The 23,232-nt window shown below is 63.6% G+C and carries 18 protein-coding genes; 6 read left to right on the top strand and 12 right to left on the bottom strand.

All coding sequences use genetic code 11. From position 1 onward, the window contains the following. Positions 1 to 34 precede the first annotated feature (34 nt). Positions 35 to 958 (bottom strand): LysR family transcriptional regulator, encoded by a 924-nt coding sequence (locus KI241_RS11555; protein WP_123578102.1) that lies wholly within the window; start codon positions 956 to 958, stop codon positions 35 to 37. A gap of 126 nt (positions 959 to 1,084) precedes the next feature. On the opposite strand from KI241_RS11555, the gene KI241_RS11550 reads away from it, so the two are divergent. Together KI241_RS11550 and KI241_RS11545 are read left to right on the top strand one after the other, a co-directional pair. Further along, positions 1,085 to 1,291 carry a 4-oxalocrotonate tautomerase family protein gene (locus KI241_RS11550; protein ID WP_042732734.1) on the top strand — a complete coding sequence of 69 codons (207 nt, stop codon included), beginning with the start codon at positions 1,085 to 1,087 and terminating at the stop codon, positions 1,289 to 1,291. Between the two features lie 493 nt (positions 1,292 to 1,784). After that, a complete protein-coding gene (locus KI241_RS11545) occupies positions 1,785 to 2,519 on the top strand; it encodes an SDR family NAD(P)-dependent oxidoreductase (RefSeq protein WP_123578101.1) in 735 nt (244 codons plus the stop codon). A 50-nt stretch (positions 2,520 to 2,569) separates the two neighbouring features. Here the strand turns inward: KI241_RS11545 and KI241_RS11540 are convergent, their stop codons facing one another. Further along, positions 2,570 to 4,696, bottom strand: a complete 2,127-nt coding sequence (locus tag KI241_RS11540) for a TonB-dependent siderophore receptor (protein WP_212803724.1) — start codon at positions 4,694 to 4,696, stop codon at positions 2,570 to 2,572. 99 nt (positions 4,697 to 4,795) lie between these two features. Then, entirely contained in the window at positions 4,796 to 6,217 is a 1,422-nt protein-coding gene (locus KI241_RS11535; protein ID WP_212803723.1) for a PLP-dependent aminotransferase family protein, read from the bottom strand. Between the two features lie 128 nt (positions 6,218 to 6,345). Between KI241_RS11535 and KI241_RS11530 the strand changes: the two genes are divergently transcribed. Both KI241_RS11530 and KI241_RS11525 read left to right on the top strand, forming a co-directional pair. Then, entirely contained in the window at positions 6,346 to 7,533 is a 1,188-nt protein-coding gene (locus tag KI241_RS11530; protein WP_212803722.1) for an MFS transporter, read from the top strand. A gap of 129 nt (positions 7,534 to 7,662) precedes the next feature. Next, a complete protein-coding gene (locus KI241_RS11525; RefSeq protein WP_053144884.1) occupies positions 7,663 to 8,334 on the top strand; it encodes a GntR family transcriptional regulator in 672 nt (223 codons plus the stop codon). A gap of 270 nt (positions 8,335 to 8,604) precedes the next feature. Here KI241_RS11525 and KI241_RS11520 read toward each other — a convergent pair whose 3' ends face one another. The 4 genes from KI241_RS11520 to KI241_RS11505 form a co-directional block, all read right to left on the bottom strand. Next, on the bottom strand, positions 8,605 to 9,954 hold the full coding sequence (locus KI241_RS11520; protein WP_212803721.1) for a TolC family outer membrane protein: 1,350 nt from the start codon (positions 9,952 to 9,954) through the stop codon (positions 8,605 to 8,607). A 2-nt stretch (positions 9,955 to 9,956) separates the two neighbouring features. Next, positions 9,957 to 11,327 carry an HlyD family type I secretion periplasmic adaptor subunit gene (locus tag KI241_RS11515; RefSeq protein ID WP_212803720.1) on the bottom strand — a complete coding sequence of 457 codons (1,371 nt, stop codon included), beginning with the start codon at positions 11,325 to 11,327 and terminating at the stop codon, positions 9,957 to 9,959. Next, complete coding sequence (locus KI241_RS11510) at positions 11,320 to 13,041, bottom strand: type I secretion system permease/ATPase (RefSeq protein WP_042730259.1); 1,722 nt, start codon at positions 13,039 to 13,041, stop codon at positions 11,320 to 11,322. The genes KI241_RS11515 and KI241_RS11510 overlap by 8 nt, the downstream gene beginning before the upstream one ends. 300 nt (positions 13,042 to 13,341) lie before the next feature. Continuing rightward, on the bottom strand, positions 13,342 to 14,742 hold the full coding sequence (locus KI241_RS11505; RefSeq protein ID WP_212803719.1) for an amino acid permease: 1,401 nt from the start codon (positions 14,740 to 14,742) through the stop codon (positions 13,342 to 13,344). 377 nt (positions 14,743 to 15,119) lie between these two features. Between KI241_RS11505 and KI241_RS11500 the strand changes: the two genes are divergently transcribed. Further along, complete coding sequence (locus KI241_RS11500) at positions 15,120 to 15,731, top strand: TetR/AcrR family transcriptional regulator (protein WP_123578095.1); 612 nt, start codon at positions 15,120 to 15,122, stop codon at positions 15,729 to 15,731. 46 nt (positions 15,732 to 15,777) lie between these two features. Here the strand turns inward: KI241_RS11500 and KI241_RS11495 are convergent, their stop codons facing one another. The 3 genes from KI241_RS11495 to KI241_RS11485 form a co-directional block, all read right to left on the bottom strand. Then, positions 15,778 to 16,881, bottom strand: coding sequence for a polyamine ABC transporter substrate-binding protein (locus KI241_RS11495; protein WP_212803718.1), 1,104 nt, complete (start codon positions 16,879 to 16,881; stop codon positions 15,778 to 15,780). Positions 16,882 to 16,919: 38 nt separating this feature from the next. Further along, positions 16,920 to 18,254, bottom strand: a complete 1,335-nt coding sequence (locus KI241_RS11490) for an alginate export family protein (RefSeq protein WP_047737961.1) — start codon at positions 18,252 to 18,254, stop codon at positions 16,920 to 16,922. A 117-nt stretch (positions 18,255 to 18,371) separates the two neighbouring features. After that, positions 18,372 to 19,637, bottom strand: a complete 1,266-nt coding sequence (locus tag KI241_RS11485) for a serine hydrolase domain-containing protein (RefSeq protein WP_212803717.1) — start codon at positions 19,635 to 19,637, stop codon at positions 18,372 to 18,374. Positions 19,638 to 19,906: 269 nt separating this feature from the next. Here KI241_RS11485 and KI241_RS11480 point away from each other — a divergent pair, with 269 nt between their 5' ends. Then, a complete protein-coding gene (locus tag KI241_RS11480) occupies positions 19,907 to 21,028 on the top strand; it encodes a sigma-54 dependent transcriptional regulator (protein ID WP_212803872.1) in 1,122 nt (373 codons plus the stop codon). Here the strand turns inward: KI241_RS11480 and KI241_RS11475 are convergent. Both KI241_RS11475 and KI241_RS11470 read right to left on the bottom strand, forming a co-directional pair. Further along, a complete protein-coding gene (locus KI241_RS11475; RefSeq protein WP_212803716.1) occupies positions 21,020 to 21,817 on the bottom strand; it encodes an ABC transporter ATP-binding protein in 798 nt (265 codons plus the stop codon). The two genes, KI241_RS11480 and KI241_RS11475, sit on opposite strands and share 9 nt — an antisense overlap. 57 nt (positions 21,818 to 21,874) lie before the next feature. Next, positions 21,875 to 23,200 carry an ABC transporter substrate-binding protein gene (locus KI241_RS11470; protein WP_047737951.1) on the bottom strand — a complete coding sequence of 442 codons (1,326 nt, stop codon included), beginning with the start codon at positions 23,198 to 23,200 and terminating at the stop codon, positions 21,875 to 21,877. Positions 23,201 to 23,232 lie beyond the last annotated feature (32 nt).

Raw genomic sequence — 23,232 nt, 5'->3', positions numbered from 1 at the left:
AAGTGGGAGCGAGCCTGCTCGCTCCCACAGCGCCTCAGGTTTTGGCCCACTGCTCGCGGTACTGCAACAGGAAGTCGATGAACGCGCGCACGCGCTGGGGCATGTGTCGGCCGTGGGGATAGAGCAATGTGAAGGGCCGTGAGCGGCCACCCAATGGCTGCAGCACTTCCACCAGGCGCCCGTCCGCCAGTTCCTGTTCGACGATGAAGCGGTAGGTCTGGAACAGGCCCGCACCGTGCTTGGCCAGCGTCACACCGCCCAGTACATCGTCCGAACAACCGTAGTGGCCTTGGGCAAAGACCTCCCGGTCCTTGCCATCGACTTTGAACAGCCAGGAAATCCGTCGACCGCTGCTGGGCAATTCGAACTGGATGCACTCGTGCTCATTCAGGTCTTCGAGGGTCTGTGGGGTACCGGCCCTGCGCAGGTAATCCGGCGCCGCGACCACCACCAGCCTCGCGTCTTCCAACTGCCGGGCGATCATCGAGGAGTCCGGCTGGGCTCGCACGCGGATCGCCAGGTCATACCCTTCGGCAACGAAGTCGATGTTGCGATTGCTCAGGTGCACGTCCACGCTGACTTGCGGGTACAGCGCCCGGAACGCCGGCAGCAACGGCAGGATCCGGTGGTGACCGTAGGTGGTGGGCAGGCTGATGCGCAATGGCCCGGCGGGCACCGCTTGGGCGCCCATCATTGCCTGTTGCGCCTCGATCAGTTGCGTCAGCGCCTGCCGGCATTGTTCGAAATAGGTCTTGCCGGCCTCTGTCAGGCGGATGCTACGAGTGGTACGCACGAAAAGGCGCGAGCCCAGGCGTTCTTCCAGGCGAAAGATCGAACGGCTCACCGCAGCCGGAGTGACACCCGCCACCTGCGCCGCCGCCGTGAAACTGCCCGCCTCGGCCGCCAGGCAAAACAGTTCTATGCTGCCCAGTTGCAGGTCTTCGAAATGCCGCTTCATGATTCGTTACACCGCGTATCAACTGAAGATTCCAGAGGCCTGTTTATCAGGCTGGCGCGTATAAATACAGTGGCCTCGGTGGCGTGGGAATGGTCCTGCGCCCGTGTTCATCAGCAGGAGTGCGAGATGCCCTTTGTCAATGTACGAATTACCCGTGATGGCGTGACACGTGAGCAGAAGGCCCAGGTGATCGCTGAGATCACCGAGACCCTTCAACGTGTGTTGGGCAAGGACCCGCACTTGACCCATATCGTGATCGAGGAGGTGGATACGGATAACTGGGGATACGCGGGTATGACGACGACGGAGTTTCGAAGTCTTCCAAAGGAGTGAGTCTGCTCGTGATGGCGGTCTTATTGAGTACCTATCCATTGCTGCGATAACGGCCGCTTTTTGAGACACCGGGAGCCAGATTAGCCAAAAGAAACCAAGAGCGTTTGCCCAACCCCCTGGTGCCTCGCCCAGGCTCGGCATGCCCGAGGCGGCCTTAAAGCCGACCTGGCTCGTTCGTGCCTGCGCAGGGCCCCTGTGGGAGCGGGCTTGCCCGCGAAGGCGACCTGACAGCCAACCCATATCTTCCAACTGCCCCGCAAGTCCCATTGCGAGAGCGAGCTCGCTCGCGAAGACAGTGGCACACCCAGCACTGATTCAACCGCTCCCACCTTCGCCACAGTTCGGTTGTGTGGATGTTTGAGATTGATTACATGAGGTATCAACTCAAGTACCAGAACCCTGATTTATCAAGCCTGAGTGCATCAATACCCTGAGCACAACCCGCGCCGCTCCCGGCGCAGCGGTTCAATCAATGTGATCAGGAGTCGACTTCATGAGTATCAACAAAACCGTCATCATCACCGGCGCTTCCAGCGGTATCGGCTTGGGCTTGGTCAAGGCATTCCTGGATCGGGGCTATAACGTGGTGGGCAATGCCCGTTCTCAATCCGGGCTGGACGCCGCTGCGGCCCAGCTCAACCATGCCGACCGATTCATTGGCGTGGCCGGTGATATTGCCGACCCGGCCACCTCTACCCGTGTCGTTGCCAAAGCCGTCGAGGCCTTCGGCCGTGTGGACGGGTTGGTGAACAATGCGGGTTTCTTTCTACCCAAGCCGTTCATCGAGTACAGCCCCCAGGACCTGGAAGCGCTGCTGGACACCAACCTCAAGGGCCTCGTGTATGCCAGCCAGGCAGCGGCCGCGCACATGATCGGCCGTCGCCAGGGCTTTATCGTCAACATCTCCGCCTCGGTGGCGCTGCAACCCAATATCCAGGTGCCGGCCGCGCTGCCGGTGTTGATCAAGGGCGGGGTCAACCAGATGACCCGCGCCCTGGCCCTGGAGTTGTCGCCCCATCACATCAAGGTCAACGCCGTCGCGCCCGGGATCATCGACACGCCGATGCATGACCCGGCGCACCGTGCGTTTCTCGATAACCTGGCGCCGGCGGGTCGTGTGGGGACGGTCGAGGAAATTGCCGAGGCCGTGCTTTATCTGGCAGGGGCCGATTTCACCACCGGCGTGGTATTGCCGGTGGATGGCGGGATGAGCACGGGCAAGTGGTGAGCATCAACTGCCCCGCTGTGTGGGAGCGAGCCTGCTCGCTCCCACAGGGATCAGAGGGTGTAGGAGATGCCAGCCTGCACAGTGCGCGGTGCGCCTGGGTAGGCGTAGACGTTACCGAACGCACCCTCTTCATAATCGGCGTCGAACAGGTTCTTCACGTCCAGGTTCAGGCGGATCCGCTCGTTGACCTTGTAGTAGCCCAGCAGGTCCACCACCGTGTAGCTGTCCATCGAGAAGGCATTCGCCGCCGTCTGGCCGGCGCGTTCGTCAACGTACCGGGCACCGGCGCCCAGCCCCAGGCCCTTGAGGCCGCCGTCCTGGAATTCGTAGACGTTCAACAGGCTGAAGGTGTTCTTGGGCACGTTGAGCAGGCGGGTCCCGCTTGGGATGCTGGTGTCCTTGGTCACCTCGGCATCGACGTAGGCATAGCCACCGATCACCCGCCACGCCGGTGTCAGGTTACCGGCCACGTTCAGGTCGAAGCCACGGCTGCGCACTTCGCCGGCGGCCACGCTGAAGGTGGAGTCCAGCGGGTCAGTGGTGAGCACGTTACGCTTCTCGATCTGATAGACCGCCGCGTCGACGCTCAACTGGCGATCCAGCGCTTCCCATTTCACACCCATCTCGTAGGACTTGCCCTCTTCCGGCTTGAAGCCGCCACCCTGGCGGCTGGCACCGGTGTTGGGCTTGAACGAGCGGGCCGTGTTGGCGTAGACCGCCACGGTGTCGGTCAGGACGTAGATCACGCCCAGCCGCGGGGTGACCGCGCTGTCGTCTTTGCTCCAGCTCCTGCCATTGGGCACAAACGTCTCGTACTCATGCTCGAAGCGCTCGAATCGCGCCCCCGCCAGCACTTTCAAGCGCTCGGTCAGCGCCACCTGGTCCTGGACGAACAGGCCAAGGGTCTTGAGGTTTTCCTGGTCGTCGGTGGGGGTGCGGGTCAGCGCCGGGCGGGGCTGGCCGTACACCGGATCGAAGATATCAATGGGATAGGCCCCGCTCCCGGCCGCGGAGCGCTGAATGATGGACTGGTAGTCGTAGTCTTCGTACTCGATCCCGGTCAACAGCGTGTGCTCCAAGCCGCCCGTGGCGAAATGCCCGGTGAGGTTCAGTTGCGTGTCGCGGTCTGTCCATTCCAGCTTGCGGTAGTTGAAATTGCGCCCCAGGGTACGGCCGTCGGCGGCGATGCCGTTGCCTTCGATGGCATTGCCCTGCAACGTGCCGTCCAGCCATTGGGTGCCACCGGCCAGGGTCCAGTCGTCGTTGAGCATGTGCTCGAAACGCACCTGCAGCATGTTGTTGTCGTTGTGCAGTTTGCCGGCGTCCTTTTCGCCGAAGAAGGTCTCGCGCGATGCCGTGCCACGCTGGCCAGGATAGTGCGTCACACCCCGGTCCAGCGGATGGTTGTTGCGCATGAAGTCGCCTTCGAACGTCAGGCGCGTGGTGTCGTTGAGTTGCCAGGTCACCACCGGGGCGACGCCGTAGCGCTCGGTCTCGACGTGGTCGCGGAAGGTATCGCCACCCTCGCCGATCACGTTCAAGCGATAGGCCAGCGTGCCCGCTTCGTCCAACGGGCCGGACGCGTCCAGCGTGCCGCGACGCATGCCTTGGTCATTGAGCTGGCTGCCGAGGGTCACCGTACGCTCGGCCAACGGCTGCTTGGACACCACGTTGAAGGTACCGCCGGGGTCGCCACGCCCGTACAGCATGGTCGCCGGGCCGCGCAGCACTTCCAGGCGCTCGATGGTGTTGGCGTCGGGCATGTTCGGGTAACCCCGGTTGATCGGGAAGCCGTTGCGGTAGAACTCCCCCGTGGTGAAGCCGCGCACGGTGAAGGTGGTCAGGCCCTGGCCGCCGAAATTGTTGGCCCGGCCCACGCCGCCGGCGTAGTCGAGGGCATCTTGCAGGCGTGTGGCGCCGAGGTCTTCGACGGCGTCGCGCGACACCACGGAGATCGATTGCGGGGTTTCATGGATCGCGGTATCGGTGCGGGTAGCGCTGGCCGAACGGGTGGCGTGATAGCCCTTGACCGGTACCTGGGGGTTCTCATAGTCGCCAGCGCCGACGATGTCGGTGGCTTGCAGCTCCATGGACGCCGGGGCGACGAGGGGCTCTTCTGCCCAGGTGGATACGGAATAAGCCTGCAGCACACACAGTGAAACGAGAATCCGACGCATCGATGCACAATCCTAAGGGAAAAACGCCAACCCGCTGGGGCCGGCAAGAATGTGTCGCGAAAGATACAGCAACTCATTCCTGTTTGATATGCATTCCCATTAACACCTTGCATTTCCCTGCGCATATTCAGTTATCGGGTGGCTGAGGGACTCTTGCTCGATTCGCTGGAGAAACCGTTGCGCGCGAACGTCCTGGACAAAGGCCACGTTCAGCCGCAGCCAGTCACACGCCTCACCCGCCGGCATGAAACTGGAACCCTGGGAGAGTTGCACCTGCGCTTCATGGGCAATCTGCTGCACCCGGTCGGCAGCCACGTGTCGCGGCCGGGCCCACACGAACAGGCCGCCGGTGGGTTCGGCAAAAACCTCCCAATACGCCTGGTCGAGTTGGCGAAGGGTGCTTGCCATCTGCTTGTTCAGCCGTTGGCGCAGGCGCTGGATCAACTTGCGATACGCGCCGTTGGCGAGCAACGCCGCCACGACGTTCTCCGCCAGCAGCGAGCAGCCGATGCCGGTCACCATCTTGACCTCGGCCAGCCGGTTGATGATGTCGGGCTGGGCAACCACGTAACCGACACGCAAGGAGCTGGACAAGGTCTTGGAAAAACTCGCGAGGTAGATCACCCGGTCCAGCCCGTCCAGGGTCGCCAGCCGGGACGTCACGCCGTTCTGGAAGTCGGCGTAGATGTCGTCCTCGATCAGCTTGAAGTCATGCTGGTTGGCCAGTTGCAGCAAGCGGTACGCCACGCTCGGTGCCAGGCTGGTGCCGGTGGGGTTCTGGTACATGCTGTTGAGGAAGAAATAGGCGGGTTTGTGCTGCTCCAGCAAGCGCTCCAGGTCCTCGATTGCCGGGCCCTGGGTGCCTCGCGCCACCGCCAGGGTCCTGACCCCGTGCAGCCTCAGCAGGTTGAACAGGTTGTAGTAGCCGGGGCTCTCCACCAGTACCAGGTCACCGGGTTTGAGCAGCGTGCGTACCAGCAGGTCAAGGCCCTGGCTGGCCCCCTGGGTCGTGAGAATCTGCGGCAGGTCGACATGGATGTCGATCAAGTCCAGGCGTTTCTGAATGTGCTGGCGCAGCTCGACCGACCCCAGCGGCGTGCTGTAGTTGAACAGGGCGTGGTTGTCGCTGCGCACCACCTGGCGGATGGCCTGGCCCAGGTCGGTGTCGTCCCGCCAGGCGTCGGGCAGCCAGCCGCAGCCGAGCTTGAGCCGCGAAGACTGCGGCTCGAACAAGGCCCATGCGCCCTCCTCTTCGCCCGCCGCCGGTTCCTTCGGGCGCGACACCTGGGGCGCGACGAAAAAACCCGACCCATGCCGGGACTCCAACACCCCACTGGCAACCAGTTGGTCGTAGGCCTTGATCACACACGCCAGGCTCACGCCGTTTTCCTGGGCCAGTTGCCGGATCGAGGGCATCCGGGCACCGGGGCGGATGCGCTGGCGCTTTATCCAGCCCAGCAACTGCGCCACCAGTTGCCGGACCATCGGCTCGGTGGCGTTGCGATCGATGTTCAGGTCCATGGCACGCCTTCTAAGTGTTCGCTGTTTTTTGGCGAACAGTTAAACACAAAACGCCCCGGGCTGTTTCTTGTTCCTGGGGGAGTCGGCGGTGATAGTCCTCAGGACTTACGATTTCCTGAGGAACGCGCTTGAACGCACAGTATCGACACTCATGGGGGCTGGCTTTCGGCCTGTGCCTGATCACCCTGGCCGTGAACCTGCAGGCACCGTTGTACACCGTCTATGCGCAGGCTTCCGGTCATGGGGCCGGCGCCACGGCGGTGGCCTTCTCCTGTTATGTGCTGGGGGTGCTGCCGGTGTTGTTGGCCTTCGGCGGGATCGCCGACCGAGTGGGCCGCCGGCCCTTGATCCTGTTGGCGCTGGGCCTGTCGATGCTGGCGACGGTGGTCACCTCGATCTGGCCGAACCTGATCGCGCTGGGCCTGGCGCGGCTGATGATGGGCGTGGGCACGGGGCTCGCTTCGGCGACCGCGACAGCTTACATGACCGAACTGATGACCGGCGGCGACACCCGCGCGGCGGCCAACCGGGTCACCGCCAGTACCTCGCTGGGCTTCGGCCTCGGCGCGGCATTGACCAGCCTGTTCCTGATCGTCCAGCACAGCGTCGTGCCCGGCAGTTTTTGGCTGCAACTGACCCTGGCGGCCCTGGCGATGGGCGTGGTCGTCCGGTTGCCGGACCCTGCCACGCGCAACAGCCATGCACCGCTGCTGCGCCTGCCGCTGTTTCCCACTGGCAGCCTGCCCTACAGCTTTTCGATGCTGCTGGCCTGGGCCACCTCGGGGTTGGTCATTGCGATATTGCCATCGGTACTGGCCGCCCACGCTTTGCAGCAGTGGTCGGGCCTGTCGACCTTTACCGTGATCAGTTGCGGGCTGCTCTTCCAGCCCTGGGCCCGCCGCCTGCCCCCGGCCCGTGCCACCGGCATCGGCTTGCTGGTGCTGCCCGTAAGCTATGCGCTACTGGCGTGGGGCGCCAGCAACGGTTCGCTGCTCGCGGTGCTGTTGGGCGCCCTGGGGGCCAGCAGCGCGTGCTACGGGTTTCTGTACCTGGGCGGGTTATCGGCGATCACGGCCATGGCCGGCCTGGAAAAGGCCCGGGTCAGCGCCGGTTTTTTCCTGTTCGCGTATATCGGTTTCAGTCTTCCGGTGGTGGTTACCGGCGTGGTGGCCGACGCGTTCGGCGCCGATATGGCGTTGATCCTGTTCGGGGTGGCGTTGATGGTCGGATCGCTGGTCACCGGGTGGGTGGTTGTTCGCAAGGTGGAACCTGTGGCGAGGGCGCTTGCTCCCGCTCAATTGAGTGACAATCACTGAAATGGGGCTGCTGCGCAGCCCTGCGGGAGCAAGCGCCCTCGCCACGGGATAAAGCTCGCAGCAAGGCTCGACACTGGCTTCGGCAAAGTCGTATACCATATCCCCAACTCCACCAGCCGACCTGCCGCCGTGACCTTATCCAAGTTCAACCTGCCTGACCTAGGCAACACCCCCACCACTTCGGAAATCATCACCCGTCACCTGCGCGATGCCATCGTGGCCGGGCATTTTGCCGAAGACGAGCCGATTCGCCAGGACGACATCGCCCGGCAGTTCAACGTCAGCAAGATCCCCGTACGCGAAGCCCTCAAGCGCCTGGAGGCCGAGGGCCTGGTGATGTTCCAGCGCAATCGCGGGGCGATGGTCACGCGCATCTCCGAGGCGGAGCTGGCGCAGATGTTCGAGGTGCGCATGTTGCTGGAGGACAAGGTGCTGCGCCTGGCGATCCCGAACATGACCGAAGAGACCTTCGCCCGCGCGGACAGTATTTGCCGGGAGTTCATCGGCGAGGACGATGTGGGCCGCTGGGCCGAGCTGAACTGGCAATTGCATGCCTGTCTCTACGAACCGGCACAACGGCCGTTCCTGGTGGGGCTGATCCGTTCGGTCCACGACAAACTGGAGCGCTACCTGCGCATGCAGATGAGCCTGTCGGCCGGCAAGGACCGCGCCGACCACGAGCATCGGGAAATCCTCGACGCCTGCCGCGCCGGCGATGTCGAACGGGCGGTGAAACTCCTGGACGAACACATCGCCGGCGTCTGCAAGACCTTGTTCGAATTCCTGCCCTCCAGCCATTGACGACCGGGGGCATCCCCGGCGCTTTTGTGGGAGCGGGCTTGCTCGCGAAGACGGCGGCACATCCAATCTCACCGTCACAGACCCACCGCTTTCGCGAGCAAGCCCGCTCCCACAGGGGATAGTGGATTTCACGCACATACCGGGCATCCCCCCGGCGCTTTTGTGGGAGCGGGCTTGCTCGCGAAGACGGCGGCACATCCAAGTTCACCATCATTGACCCACCGCTTTCGCGAGCAAGCCCGCTCCCACAAGCTGGGGTTCCCGCGATGTTTAGAACAGGTTCTGCACCTGTTCCAGCACGGCGCGGTTCATCTGGCCGGTGTGGGTGTGCAGGCTGACGTAGCTTTGCAGCATGTCGAGCTTGGTATTGAGCAGGTCTCGACGGGCCTGGAACACCCGTTGCTGGGCGTCGAGGATGTCCACGGTGGAACGCACGCCGCCCTGGAAGCCTTTTTCCGTCGAGGTCAGCGCACGCTGATTGGACTCCACCGCCCGCTGTATCGCCTTGCTCTTGGCAAACCCCGCCACGACGCCCAGGTAGTCGGTCTCGATGTCCTCGGCCAGTTGCTGGCGTTGCACGTCGTAGTCGGACTGGGCCCCGGCCAGTTGCGCCTCGGCCTTGGCCACCGACGCACGCACCGCGCCGCCACGGTACAACGGGATGTCCAGTTGCACGCCGACGTAATAAGTGTCCTGGCGCGGGTCGAGTTCCTGGTATTGGCGGGTTTCCCGGCGGGTCAGTTGAGTGGTCAGGGACAAGGTCGGGTAGTGCCCGGCGCGCTGGCTGTCGGCCTGGGCCTCGGCGACCTTGACCGCCGCCAGCCGCGCGGCCAACTCGGGGCTGGCGTCGCGGGCGATCGCCGTCCAGTAGGGCAAGTCCTGCTCTGGTGGAATCGGGTTGGCGGTGGCCAGTTCCTCGCGCATGGGCTGGATGTCCTCGATCGGTACACTGGCGCGCCCGGACAATGCCCGCAGCGCCGCCACCCGGCGCGCCTGGGCTTCGGCCTCCTGGGCATCGACCAGGTCGAGCCGCGCCTGGGCCTCATCGATATCGGTGATCGCGCCCTGGCCGCCCTGATAGAGTTTCTTGCTCTGAATGACCAGGCCGTTGATCGCCGCCTTCTGCTGGGCGATCAACTTGATTTCGTTTTCGGCCCGAGCCACGTCGAAGTAGCCCTTGGCGACCCGGTCATACAAGGTCTGGCCGGCAACGTCGAACACCTGTACGCCCAATTGCCCCCGCGCCTTGCCCTCCTGGTACGCCGCCCAGCGCCCCTTGTCATAGAGCGGCTGCTGCGCCGCCAGGGTGACACTGTTCGCCTGGTAGTCGTTACTGTTGACATAGCTGCGGTCATCGCCGCCATCGGTACGGCCGCCGTAGCCATAACGTGAACTCAACGACACCTGCGGATAGAGCCCGCCCCGGCCGATCGCCTCTTCGTTCCGAGAAGCATCGAAAGCATGGGCGGCCGATTGCACGGTCGGGTCGTTGAGCCGCGAGGCGTCGTACGCAGCGGTCAGGCTCAAGCCCCCTTCGGCCGCCCAGGCGGGGCCGATCACCGCCCAACTGGTGCACAGGCCCAGCAACATCCGGGCGCGGTAACGGTGACGGTCGGTCATGCTCATTCCTCCTTGAAGGCCGCCAGCAAGCGTTCGCGCAAAGGCTTCATCAGGTAGTTCATCAAGGTGCGCTCCCCCGTCACCACCGTCACGTCGGCGAGCATGCCCGGGCGGACCAACAGCCCGGCACCCTGCAACGCTGCGACGGTCTCGGCGGGGATCTCGACCTTGGCGGAAAAATACGGCTGGTGGGTCTGTTCGTTGATCAACTGATCCGCCGAAACCGTCGTCACCGTGCCGGTGACCGTCGGCGTGTCGACCCGTTGCAGCGCGGTGAAGTGCACATGCACCGGCAGCCCGGGCCGCAGCTTGTTGGCCATCAACGGTTCGAAACGCGCAGTGATCGCCATGGGTGCGTCCAGTGGAACCACCTGCATCAAGGTCTGCCCCGCTTGCGCCACGCCGCCGACGGTATGAATGTTCACGTCCATGACTTGCCCGGACACCGGCGCGCGGACCGCCCCGTTGTCGACTTCGAACTGCAAGGCGCGAATCTGATCGGCATAGCCTGCGGCTTCGGCCGAGACTTCGCTGAGCTGGGTTTCGGCGTCCCGACGAAACTCCTGCTGCGCCTGCAAGGCCTTGAGCCGGCTTTCGTTGATGGCCTGGCGCGTCCTGCCGACGTCGCCGACGCCCGAGGCGATCTGCCCGGCCAGTTGCGCCGCGTTGCGCTCAGCCTCGAAGAGTTTGTTGCGCGGCACGTAGCCCTCCCGCGCCAGGTCACGCAGCCCTTCGAGCTCCTGCTGCTGGAAACGCATCTGCGCGTCGTAGTTGCGCTTCACGCCTTCGTAGCCCAGCAACTGCTGCTGCAACGCCGCGGCCTCGTGCTCGATGATCTGCAAGCGGCTGCCCAGCTCGGCGCGCCGGGTCAGGAACAGTTGGCTCTGCAACGCCATGGACGCCTTGACCCGTGGCTCGTCGGCACGCGCCAGCAGCTCCGGCGGCCATTGGATCTCGGCATTGCCCAGGCGCTCGGCAATCAGCCGTGCCTCGACGCTGCGATCGTTGAGCAACTTGCCCAGGGTTACGTCCAGTTGCGACTGTGCCTGCACGGTGTTGAGCTGCACCAGCAACTGCCCTTGGGTGACGCGGTCGCCGTCGCTGACCAGCAGTTTCTCCACCACCCCGCCGACCAGCGACTGCACCGCCTTGCGCTCGCCCGCCACCACCACGGTGCCGCTGCCCACCACGCCCTGGTCGAGCGGCGCCAGGCAGGCCCAGAGCAGGAAGCCGCCCAGGGCGAGCACCAGGAAACCGACACCATAGCGCGCCGCGCCACGGGCATCGGTGCTGGCGGTGGGCAGCGTCGAGCTGCTGCGAACACTCACCCCGTGCTCGCTGTAGGTGTGCGCTCCCGGCGTCAGATCACGCATCTTTGCCTGCCTCCCTCACCGCGGCCGGCCTCGGCCCCGGCATCAACGCCTTGAGAACCCGGTCCCGAGGGCCGAACGCCTGTTGCGTGCCGTCCTTGAGCACCAGGATGTGATCGACCACCGCCAGCACGTTCGGCCGGTGGGTGATCAGCACCACCGTGCTGCCCGCCGCCTTGAGCGCGTTGATGGCCTGCACCAGCGCCAGTTCGCCGGCTTCATCGAGGTTGGAATTGGGTTCATCGAGCACGATCAGCGCCGGCCGCCCATAGAGCGCGCGGGCCAGCCCGAGGCGCTGTTTCTGCCCGCCGGACAAGCCCAGCCCACCAGGGCCCAGCGGCGTGTCGTAGCCCTTGGGAAAACGCAGGATCATCTCGTGGATCCCGGCCAGGCGTCCGGCGGCGATGATCTTGTCCGCGTCCTGTTCGCCGAAGCGGGCGATGTTGTCGGCCACGCTGCCGTCGAACAGTTCGATGTCCTGGGGCAGGTAGCCCAGGTGCGGGCCCAGGGCGTCGTGGGTCCACTGGCTGATCTCGGCGTCGTCCAGGCGCACCGAGCCGCCCATGGCCGGCCAGACCCCAACCAGTGCCCTGGCGAGGGTCGATTTACCGCTGGCGCTGGGCCCGACAACGGCCAGCACGTCCCCTTTGGCCAGGCTGAACTGGATGCCCCGCAGAATCGGCTGCGTGGCACCCGGCGTACCGACGTACAGTTGCTCAAGGCGCACCGCGCCGCTGGGGGGCGGCAACGGCATGCGCAGGCGTTCGCGCGGATGCTGGGCCAACAACTGGCTCAAGCGCTGGTAGCTCTGGCGCCCGGCGTTGAATTGCTTCCACGAACCGATGGCGATTTCCACCGGCGCCAGGGCCCGTCCCAGCAACAGCGACATCGCGATCATCATGCCTGCCGACAACTGCCCTTCCAGCACCAGCAGCGCGCCCAGCCCCAATGACAACGACTGGCCCGAGATGCGCACGAAACGCGTCGCCGAGGTGATGCGCGCACCGCGATCGCTGGCGTGGGCCTGGGCCGCAATGATGCGCTGCTGCAACAGGCTCCAGCGTTGGCGCAACGGCCCGAGCATGCCCAGGGCCTGGATCACTTCGGCGTTGTGCAAGGTGCTGTTGACGTAAACCGCCGATTGCACCCCCAACCGATTGGCTTCCCCCAGGCGCGTGCGCGTCGCCAGTTCCCCCCACAGCGCCAGGCCGACCAGCACCAGGGCGAGGATCAACGTCAACACGCCGAACCAGGGATGAAAGATGAACGCCACCAACAGGAAGATCGGCAGCCATGGCGCATCGAGCAACGCGATCAGGCCCTGGCCGGTGATCAGTTGCCGCAGCGTGGCCAGGTCGGTGAGCACCTGGGCCGGGTTGGCGTTGTGCTCGCGCAGGCTGCGGGCGAAGGCCGCGTCGAAGATCCGCTCGCCGAGGGCATCGTCGAGCCCGGCGCTCATGCGGATCATCACCTCCCCGCGCACCCACTCGATCAACGCACTGAACAGGAACAGGCCCAGGGCGATCAAGGTGAGCATGAACAGCGTGGTTTCGTTGCGACTGGTGAGCACGCGGTCGTACACCTGCATCATGTACAGGGACGGCACCAGCACCAGCAGGTTGATCACCCCGCTGAACAGCGCAAGCGACCAGAAAACCCGGCGATAGCTCAGTAAAGCGGCATCAATGTCATGACGCGGATCGAGAAGCAAACCCATAGAATGTCGCCCGCAAAAGAAAGAGTCGGTCCAAGACGCAATCCATCGCGCGCTTTCTGCCCGGAGGCATTGGAGAAAACACTCACGTCGCTTTCAGTGACGATCCTCGTCGCTACAGGCGCCAATAACTGACAACGCCGCTACCGGTTAGTGCCGGTTCGACAGGCTGGGTTTTTACAGTGGGTGACCAGCGGGAGGGTTGTGCTGCAAGCCAGGGTTTTCGGGGCCTCGAACGGGCCCCGGGTGTGGATTTCTTGGCGCCAGCAACGTGGCGCCAAGCGGGCGAAAAACGCCGCCGGACTATCCGAGGGAAGCGGCCCGTTCGGGCTGCGCATGCTGCCGGGAAGTCACCAGCCCGATGAACGAAATCACCAGCGCCAGCCCCAGGGTGGTGCTCACTTCACTGCGGTGTTCGGGCGTCACCATCATCACCGCCAGCGCCGCCGAGATGAACACGATCACCAGCCAGGTCAGCCACGGGAACAGCCACATGTGAAAAGCCAGCTCGACGTTCTGCCGATGCAGCATCCTGCGCATGCGCAGCTGGGAAATGGCAATTACCAGGTACACCAGCAATGCGATGGCGCCGGAGCTGGCGAGCAGGAACTGGAACAGCCCCGCCGGCATGAAGTAGCTGAACAAGGTGACCCCTGCCCCCAGCACGGTGCTGGCGATCACCGCCGAGCGCGGGACACCGGTCGCGGACGTCACTTTCAGCGCCTTCGGCGCATCACCGCGGCGCCCCAGGGAATACAGCATGCGTGAGGCGATGTAGATCGAGGAGTTCATGCAACTGGCCACGGCAATCAACACCACCGCATCAACCATGAGCTTGGCGTGGGGAATGTTCATCAGTTCCAGCGCACGCTGGTAGGAGCCCACGGATGCCAGCAGCGGATCGTTCCAAGGCACCACGGAAATGACCACGAAGATCGACAGCAGGTAGAACACCCCGATTCGCCAGATCACCGACCGGGTCGCCTTGGCGATGTTCTGGGCCGGATCGTTGGACTCGGCCGCCGCGATGGTCACCGCCTCGGTGCCGATGAAGCTGAACATGATGGTGATGAAAGCACCGACCACCGCCGACAGGCCGTTGGGCGCGAACCCGCCGTGTTCTTCCATCAAGCGGCTCAGGCCGCTGGCTTCCCGCTCGGGGATCCAGCCCATCAACACGGCACCTCCCAGGGAAATGAAACCGATGATCGCCACCACCTTGGCCATCGCGAACCAGAACTCGAACTCCCCGTACTTGGCCACGCTGAACAGGTTGGTCACGGCCAACAGGACAATGGACGCCGAGGCAAACACCCAGGCGTCCACGGCCGGAAACCACTGGTTCAGGACATGCCCGGCGGCCAGCGCCTCGATCGGTATCACCAGCACCCAGAACCACCAGTAGAGCCAGCCGATGGTGAAGCCCGCCCAACGGCCGATGGCCTGGTCGGCGTAGGTGGAAAAGGATCCGGTGTCCGGGTTGGCCACCGCCATTTCACCCAGCATGCGCATGACAAGGACCACCAACAGCCCGGAAAACAGGTAAGCCAGCAAGACGGCCGGGCCGGCGGCGGCGATAGCGTGTCCGGAGCCGACGAACAGGCCCGCGCCGATGATCCCGGCGATGGACAGCATGGTGACGTGACGAGGCTTGAAGCCCTGCGCCAGATGGCCGTTCGAATCCTTGAAGCTGGGGCTGGTCATTTTCTTATTCTCTTTTGATCGGCATTGAGGCGTAGACAGGGATCAGTGGGTGACTGCCCCTCTTGAAGCGCTAACTTCCGGTTTTTCCTGGTCCCCCCTTTACGTATCTGTGTAACCGGATGGAATGACGCGTCACGTTACCTGCCTTGCCGACGGGGCAAATTACCTGAGCGCGCCGCGTCAGTGCCTGATCTCGCCACTGCCGGCCCCCCTTCCAGAGCCGAGCCAAAAGGCCAGTATTTGAAATGAGTGCTTCAAATATTTTATCCAGTTAAGTATTTTGCACAGGTATGCGGAAGCCCGCTCGCCCCCACCTTTGCGGCAGAGGGACGGTGGTGTGCGGCGGCCGCCTCTTCTCTCCCAGACAAGGACCTCCCGTGAGCGGACTGCGTGAACGCCAGAAAGCCGAACGACGGCAAGCCATCAGCAAAGCGGCCATCGAACTGTTCGAGCGCCAGGGCTACCAGGACACCACCATCGAACAGATCGCCAGCCAGGCCGGCGTCTCGGCGCCCACCGTGTTCAAGTACTTCGGCAACAAGCAGGAAATCATCCTGGAAATCCTCCACGAGGCCGACCAGCGCGCGCTCAAGGACACCCGCAGCCAGATCCCCGGGATTGAAGACCCGGTCGAGGCAATGTGTTACCTGGAGCGATTACTGACCGGGTACGCCCTGGAAGTCATGCACCCGAGCCTGTGGCGCGAACTGCTGCCGCTGATCCTGTTCGGGGGCGACAACGATTTGCCCGAAGGCTATCGCGCCATGAACGATGCGCTGCGAGCCGAAATCAGCGGCCTGCTCAGGGAGTTGCAAGCGGCCGGCAAGCTGCGCGCCGACCTCGACGTGGAACTGGCCGCCTTCCTGCTCAATGACTATTCACACCTGCAACTGTATCGGCTGGTCAACCAGCAGCAGCCGGATGTCGAGGCTCACTCCAGCCAGGTCCGGCGGATCACCGAGCTGCTGTTTCAAGGCATGCGGGCCTGATTAAGCCATGGGAAAGGCCCGGCGCCACGACGCCGGGCCAGCCTGCTCAGCGATTGCTCTTGATGGTGGTCCAGGTGCGCGTGCGGATCCGCTCGACGGCGGCCGGCACCGGCTCCAGGGCAAACAGCGTCTTGCGTGCCTCGTCCGGCACGTACATGGCGGGGTTGTTGCGGATCTCGGCATTCACCAGCGCGGTGGCATCCTTGTTGGGGTTGGGGTAGCCGATCTTGTTGCTGATCCGGGCAATCACGTCCGGGCGCAGGATGTAGTTGATGAAGGCGTAGGCCTCTTGGGTGTGAGGGGCATTGGTCGGCACCATCATCACGTCCGACCACACCGGCGCGCCCTCCTTCGGCAAGGCCATCTCGACCTTGACGCCCTTGCCCGCGGCATCGGCCAGTTGCTTGGCCAGGGCCACGCCGCCGGACCAGCCCACGGCGACGCACACATCACCGTTGGCCAGGTCCATGCCGTAGCGCGATGAACTGAAATAGTTGATGTAGGGGCGAATCTTCAGCATCGCGGCCTGGGCCTTCGGGTAGTCCTCGCGCCTCAGGCTATTGGGATCGAGGCCTTCGTAGTGCAAGGCGATCGGGATGATTTCGTTGGCGGCATCGAGAAAGCCCACGCCACAGCTGGCCAGCCTGGAGAGATTCTGTTCCTTGAAGATGATGTCCCAGCTGTTCATCTGCACATCGGCGCCCAGCGCCTTGCGCACCTTGTCGACGTTGTAGCCGATCAACGTGGTGCCCCAGAGGTACGGCACGGCGTAGCGGTTACCGGTGTCGCCCACCGCTTCGAGGGACTTCATGAACTCCGGGTCCAGGTGCTGCCAGTTGGGCAATTGGCTGCGGTCCAGTGGCTGGACGGCACCGGCGGCGATCAGGTGGCTGACGTTGGAGCTGCTCGGGTAGACCACGTCATACCCGGAGTTGCCGGTCAACAGCTTGGACTCCAGGGTCTCGACACTGTCGAATACGTCGTAGATCGGTCGAATACCGGTTTCTTCCTGGAAGCTCTTGAGGATTTCCGGCGGCAGGTACTCGATCCAGTTGTAGATCCGCACCGTGCGTTCGTCGGCCATCCCCGCGCCGCTGACCAACAATGAAATCAAACCGCCCAGCAAGGTGTTACGCAACGACTTGTACATGGGAAAAACTCCAGCGCGGCTGCGAAGGCTCGCGACACTTAATAGCGGTAGGTAAAGGACATTTCCAGTGCGCTGAATGTCTGGTCATCGCCAAACACCTGCTTGGCCGCGGCCATGGGCTTGACCCAGTTATAGGACAGCGACGTCACCAGCGCCCTGGACGGCGCCCAATCCAGGAAGACGACGCTCTCGTCGGCAAAACGCCGGTCATTGACGGCGGCCCCCATGTAGTTTTTTTCGTCCAGCCAGAACTGGTAGTGGATCGTTCCCAAGGTCAGCGTTTCGTTGAGGTGCGTCTTGAGGGAGAACTGCTGGACATTTTCATTGCTGTTGAACAGCAGGTAGTTGCCGACCACATCGCCCACCAGCCAGGTGCCCCAGTCGACATAACCTTTGCTTAGCGGGTCCCAGGACGCCTGACGGTTGTCGGCGAGGTTGTCGTCCCCGGAAAAGTGGGTGTAGCGATAGCCGATGATCGGCGTCAGCGGCACGTTTTCGAAGGCATAGTCGGCCTGGGCGTACCAGGCCTCGGCGTCATAGTCGACGCCTTCGCCGTGCCCGCGCTCTACGGCATATTCAGCGTTGAGCGTCAGCGCCGGCACGCCCGGCACCTTGGCATTGAGCGCCCGGACGTTGTACACCTGCATGCCGTCGCGGCGCAGCGGCGTCGCGCCCTTGGGGCCCAGAGCATTGACCTTCATGGCCATGGCCCCGAGCGTCACCTGGTCGGCGAGGTTGTAGTCGAGGTTGGCGCCGGTCATGCGGAAGTCGCCCAGGTCGCCGTCGGTGCGCAAGGAGAAAGCTTGGGTCTTCAATGCGCCATGGTCCCAGGCCAACAGCGCCGATTCCTTGAAGGCGGTTCTCGGCGCGAGCCAATAGGCGCCGTCCTTGAACTGGTCGAGGTCGCCGTCCATGACAATGAAACCGGTGCCGATCATGTAGTTTTGGCGCCCGGCCGTGAAGGTCCACTCCCCGGCGCGAAAACCGCCATAGAACTCTTCAGTGGACACCTCGCCGTCGGAACGCCGTGTGAAGCCACCGGCGTCGCCGTCGCCCAGGGTCGTCGCCGCCACCAGCGAGCCCCCGGCCAACAGGCTGAAGTCGGGCTGCAAGGCATATTCGAGCTTGACGCCGGGCTTGAGATAGAACTCTTGCCAATCGATTTTCGTGCCGTCGTTGCGGCGGCTGCGCAGATCGATCCGGCCCGCGCCGAAATTGACCTGGCGGGTCGAGAGGATGGCGCCGCCCGCCGTCAGGTTGGCCTCGCCCTTGAGGTTGCCGTCCTCGAACGTGTAGCCCGCCAGGACCGCTTGGGTGGTCAGGGGTAACCCGAACGCCAGCAACGTTCGGGACAAACGCATCATGGAAACCATTTGGAGCTCCTGTGTGATTATTGTTGTTACAGGGCAGTGAATGGCGGCGCAAAGCGTCGCCCAACACCTGGCCAGGCCAGGTGAATGGAACGCAGGTTTCTTATCGTCGGGCGCGGGTCAGTCGCGCAGTTGCGTGGCGATGGCTCGCAGCATGCGTACGCTGTCGGTGTCGAACGGGCCGATGGCGTCATCCAGCGAAGACTGCTTGACGATCACCACGCCGGAAGGTTTGTCGACGAACAGGTATTGGCCATGAATGCCACCGGCCATGATCGCCTGGCTGTGGTCGTTGAAGACGTACCACTGGCTGCGGTAGGACGCGCCGGGGGTCCAGGCGTGGAAGTCGGCTGACGTCGCATAGACCGCCGGGTCGGCACCGGCGGCGATGCGGGCCACCGTCTCGGCCGAGAGCAGTTGTCGTTCGCCCTGGCGGCCGTCGTTGGCCAGCAGGCGTCCGAAACGCGCCATGTCCCGCAACGTCGCGCTGAAACCGGCGCCGGCCACGCTGCGACCCCACGGATCGGCCATGAAGTAGCCGTCGCGCTCGCAGCCCAACTGGCGCCATACGGTTTGCAGCAACTGGTGACAGGCCTTGCCACTGGCCCGCTCCATGACCCAGGCCAAGGCTTCGGTGGTCGCCGTCACGTAGCTGAAGAAGCCGCCGTGCTGGCCGCGCTTTTTCAGGGACGGCAGGAACTGATACAGCGACTCGAACTGCGCGTATTGCGCCGGCGCCGGCTGGAACCCGCAGGCATAGCCGTACTGGGAGCTTTCGGAATCCGGGTCTTCGTAGACTTCGCTGTAGTCGATACCCACCGCCATGTCGAACAACTGGCGCACGGTGGCATCGCCGAACGCGCTGCCCGCCAGCTCCGGCACGTAGAAGGCAGCGGGTAATGTCGGGTCCAGCACACCGTCGCACACCAGTTGCTCGCCCAAGGTGCCGACCAGCGACTTGGTCACCGAAAACATGACGTGCCGGTCCTCGGGACGCTGCCCGTTGAAGTAGCGCTCATACAGCACCGTGTCGCCCTGCAGCACCAGGAAGGCGTCGGTCTGGCTGGCTACCAGATGGTCGATCACGCTGATGCTCAAGCCGCATTCGCTGTCGAAGTGCAGCTTGTCCAAGGGCTGTGGCGCCTGCTTGAACTCACTGACCGGCCCGCTGCCCGCCTGCACGTCGATGGTGGGACGCAGGCGTGCCAGGTTGCGAAACCCCCATTGGTTGAACGGGGGTTGCATCCAGTTGTTCCAGGTGACGCGGTGGTGGGGTTCGGCGGGAAAGCCCTGCATGAGCAATGGCCCATGGCGGGCGGCGTGCAAGGAAGATTCGTTGGCCTCGACGTAAAGGCTTGCCAAGGTTGGCAGGGTGTTCTGACTCATCGGGGTTGCCCCTGAACAGTGACTCTGCGTGAAAGCAGATGCAGGGAAATAATTATCCGATAATTTCTTTTAGTCAATAAATGTTTTTATAGACAATCTTCTTTGCAACGACCTGAGCGACACCGCGTCGCCGCGCGGCGATGGCTTTAAGCAAATAACTAAAGGTTATTTATTAACAATTTCTTAGATCATTTAGATTAAATCTTAAGCCGAATGGCTCGCGGGGTGCTGCCATCAAGGAGTGTTGGTCCTCACCCGACCTCAATCTCATCAACGGGTGCCATCGTCATGCAACTCCTCACGCTCCCCCCTCCCCCAGCCTGGCCACGTCGATCCGCGCAACGGCCCAGGTCTTCGAGGACCCCAGCTCTCGTGCCTTGCTGGCTCATTTGCAACAAGTCGCCCCCAGTGACGCCAGCGTGCTGATCATCGGCCAGACCGGCACCGGCAAAGAGTTGGTGGCCCGCCACGTGCACAACCTCAGCGCCCGCCGCGACAAGCCGTTCATTGCGGTCAACTGCGGGGCCTTTTCCGAAACGCTGGTCGAAGCCGAGCTGTTCGGGCACGAGAAAGGTGCCTTCACCGGCGCGCTGACCGCCAAGGCCGGCTGGTTCGAGGAAGCCGATGGCGGCACGCTGTTCCTCGATGAAATCGGTGACCTGCCGCTGCCCATCCAGGTCAAGTTGCTCCGTGTGCTGCAAGAGCGCGAGGTGGTACGCCTGGGTTCGCGCAAGAGCATCAGGATCAACGTGCGGGTGCTCGCGGCCACCAACGTGCAGCTGGAAAAAGCCATCAACGCCGGCCATTTTCGCGAAGACCTCTACTACCGCCTCAACGTGGTCACCCTGGTGCTCAAGCCGCTGCGCGAGCGGCCCGGCGACATCCTGCCGCTGATCCGCCATTTCATCGCCGAGTACAGCCGCAAGCTCGGCCTCGGCGACGTGACCCTGGACGCCCAGGCGCAGCGCAAACTGCTCGACTATTCCTGGCCAGGCAACATCCGTGAGCTGGAAAATGTCATCCATCACACCTTGCTGATCTGCCGTCACCGGGTGATCGGCGTGCAGGACCTGCATTTGTCGAACCTGCGCATCGAACGCCAGGACACCACCCAGGCGTGCCTGCCGCAAGACCCCGAGGCGCTGTTGCAAAGAGCCCTGGAAAAACTGCTCGAACAGGAACAGGGCGACTTGCATGAAAAGGTCGAAGCCGAGCTGTTGCGCGCCGCCTACCGTTACGCCAACTGCAACCAGGTCCATACCGCGCAACTGTTGGGGCTCAGCCGCAATGTCACCCGCAGCCTGCTGATCAAAATCGGCGAACTGGTGGTCAACCGACGTCGCTCCCCACTCGACACCCGGGACGGCCAGGTGATCAACCTGTCAACCTGAAACCGCACCGGCACTCACAGCCTGGCGCCCCGCGCCACCGGTCCGCGCGCCCAGGTAGAAATCCTGGAGATCGCTGCGGGCCGCCAGTTGCCCGGCGCTGCCTTCGCTCATCACGCGACCGCTTTCCAACACATAGCCGTAGTGCGCGTGACGCAGGGCAACGTTGATGTTCTGCTCGGCGACCAGGAAGCTGACGCCGTCATGCCGGTTGAGCTGGTGAATGATGGCGAAGATCTCCTCGACGACCTGCGGGGCCAGCCCCATCGACGGCTCGTCCAGCAAGACCAATCGCGGCTTGGCCATCAACGCGCGGCCGATGGCGATCATCTGTTGCTCGCCGCCGGAGGTGTAGCCGGCCAGGCTGTTGCGCCGCAGCTTCAGGCGCGGGAAATGACCATAGACCCACTCCAGGTCGGCCAGCAACTGGCGCCGCGGAGCCTGGCGCGCCAGGGCACCGGCCAAAAGATTTTCCTCCACGGTCAGTTGGGCAAAGCAATGCCGGCCCTCCAGCACCTGCACCAGGCCGTTCGCCGCCAGGGTGTGAGGGGCACTGTGGGTCACCTCCGCGCCCTGATAAACGATCCGTCCGCGCACCACTTCGCCCTTTTCGGCGCGTACCAGGTTGGACGCTGCCTTCAACGTGGTGCTCTTGCCCGCGCCATTGGCCCCCAACAGCACCACCACCTGCCCGGTCGGCACCGTCAGCGAGACGTTGCGCACCGCCAGGATGGTCTGTTCATAGAGCACTTCAATGTCATCGATCTGCAGGATCGGCGTGTTGATCGTCATGGGGTTTCACCTCGTCCAGGGGCGACCGGACGCACATGCGCCGATCGCCTTGATGCCTCAGGATTCCTTGCTGCAATCACGCGGGGTCAGGCCCTTTTCCCGGGCGTACTGATGGGACGACGCTTCGATGATCGGCCGCAGCAAGGCACGGTCGGCCTGCACCCAGTCACTGATCAGCTTCCATTGGCTGCCGTCCCATTGCTGGAAGCGCACCGCGCCACCGCCTTCATGGTCCGAGCACGACAATTGCAACGGTTGCACCAGCCCTAGCGCTCCCAATTCCTTGAGCCGGGCGTCGTCGAGCTTGAGGTGCTCGAAGCCCCAGCGCACTTGCTCACCGGTCAACGGCTGCTTGCCGAACTTCTCCTGGGCGATGCGCACGGCTTCGACGTTGAGGATGCCGTTGACCACGCCCAGGTTGTAATACACGGTGCCGAACCGCTTGGGGTCGGCCAGGTCGCCGTGACCTGCGTCGACCACTTGTTGCTTGATGCCCTGCAGGACCGGGAAGTCAGTGCCCGAAGGGTGCGTGGTGATGGCGATGAAGCCCTTGGCGGCGGCACCGGCTGGCGCGGCGTCATCCTCGGAGTTGCTCCAGATATTGCCGATGATGTGATCGGCCGGGAAACCGACTTTCTGCGCGGTCTTCAACGCCACCGGGTTCATCACGCCCCAGCCGCGCAGGATCACCCAATCGGGTTTTTCCCGGCGGATGTTCAACCATTGCGATTGCTGTTCGTTGCCCGGGTGCGGCACTTCCAGCAGGGTCAACGCAAAGCCGTACTTGTCGGCCAGGGTCTGCAAGACCTCGTTGGTTTCCTTGCCGTAGGGCGAGCCGTGGTACAGGGTGACGATCTTCAAACCCTTGAGCTTATCCAGCCCACCGGCCCGCTGACCGATGTAGTTGATGATCGCCGACACCTCGGAATACGGGTTCAACTGCAACGGGAAAACGTACGGGAACACGCTGCCGTCGGTGGAATCCGTGCGCCCGTGGTTGATGGTGATCAGCGGCAGTTTGTCGGCTGTCGAACGTTCCAGCGTGGCGTAGGCGATGCCCACCGATAACGGGTTGGTCGCCGCTGCCGGCGCGCCGTTCAAGCCTTTCTTCAGGCGCTCGTAGCATTCGACGCCTTTTTCCACCACGTACTCGGTTTCGCATTCGCTCCAGGTCAGCTTGACGCCGTTCACGCCGCCGTTGGCATTGACGTACTTGAGGTAGTCGATAAAGCCGCCGAAAAACCCGCTCCCACCGGCCGCGTAAGGGCCGACGCGATAGCTTTGCAGCGGGAAGTACTGCTCGTTGTCCGCCTGGACAGTGAAGGCCGCGACGGTGAGGCTGAGCGCCAATGCCAGTTGGCTGGCGAGTGATCGTTTGAACATCGGGTTTTCCTTGTAGGTATCAGTCACTGCGA

Source organism: Pseudomonas sp. Cab53 (assembly GCF_018325965.1).
GTDB classification, from domain to species: domain Bacteria; phylum Pseudomonadota; class Gammaproteobacteria; order Pseudomonadales; family Pseudomonadaceae; genus Aquipseudomonas; species Aquipseudomonas chlororaphis_E.
Note: the sequence above shows the minus strand (reverse complement) of the source record. Positions and strands in the feature narration are given on the sequence as shown.

Excerpts from the sequence above, each read along its gene's own strand:
- KI241_RS11470 (WP_047737951.1), bottom strand. The coding sequence starts at position 23,200 with ATGTTCAAACGATCACTCGCCAGCCAACTGGCATTGGCGCTCAGCCTC.
- KI241_RS11475 (WP_212803716.1), bottom strand. The coding sequence starts at position 21,817 with ATGACGATCAACACGCCGATCCTGCAGATCGATGACATTGAAGTGCTC.
- KI241_RS11520 (WP_212803721.1), bottom strand. The coding sequence starts at position 9,954 with ATGACCGACCGTCACCGTTACCGCGCCCGGATGTTGCTGGGCCTGTGC.
- KI241_RS11495 (WP_212803718.1), bottom strand. The coding sequence starts at position 16,881 with ATGTACAAGTCGTTGCGTAACACCTTGCTGGGCGGTTTGATTTCATTG.
- KI241_RS11515 (WP_212803720.1), bottom strand. The coding sequence starts at position 11,327 with ATGCGTGATCTGACGCCGGGAGCGCACACCTACAGCGAGCACGGGGTG.
- KI241_RS11540 (WP_212803724.1), bottom strand. The coding sequence starts at position 4,696 with ATGCGTCGGATTCTCGTTTCACTGTGTGTGCTGCAGGCTTATTCCGTA.
- KI241_RS11545 (WP_123578101.1), top strand. The coding sequence starts at position 1,785 with ATGAGTATCAACAAAACCGTCATCATCACCGGCGCTTCCAGCGGTATC.
- KI241_RS11510 (WP_042730259.1), bottom strand. The coding sequence starts at position 13,041 with ATGGGTTTGCTTCTCGATCCGCGTCATGACATTGATGCCGCTTTACTG.
- KI241_RS11555 (WP_123578102.1), bottom strand. The coding sequence starts at position 958 with ATGAAGCGGCATTTCGAAGACCTGCAACTGGGCAGCATAGAACTGTTT.
- KI241_RS11550 (WP_042732734.1), top strand. The coding sequence starts at position 1,085 with ATGCCCTTTGTCAATGTACGAATTACCCGTGATGGCGTGACACGTGAG.
- KI241_RS11485 (WP_212803717.1), bottom strand. The coding sequence starts at position 19,637 with ATGAGTCAGAACACCCTGCCAACCTTGGCAAGCCTTTACGTCGAGGCC.
- KI241_RS11505 (WP_212803719.1), bottom strand. The coding sequence starts at position 14,742 with ATGACCAGCCCCAGCTTCAAGGATTCGAACGGCCATCTGGCGCAGGGC.
- KI241_RS11490 (WP_047737961.1), bottom strand. The coding sequence starts at position 18,254 with ATGGTTTCCATGATGCGTTTGTCCCGAACGTTGCTGGCGTTCGGGTTA.
- KI241_RS11535 (WP_212803723.1), bottom strand. The coding sequence starts at position 6,217 with ATGGACCTGAACATCGATCGCAACGCCACCGAGCCGATGGTCCGGCAA.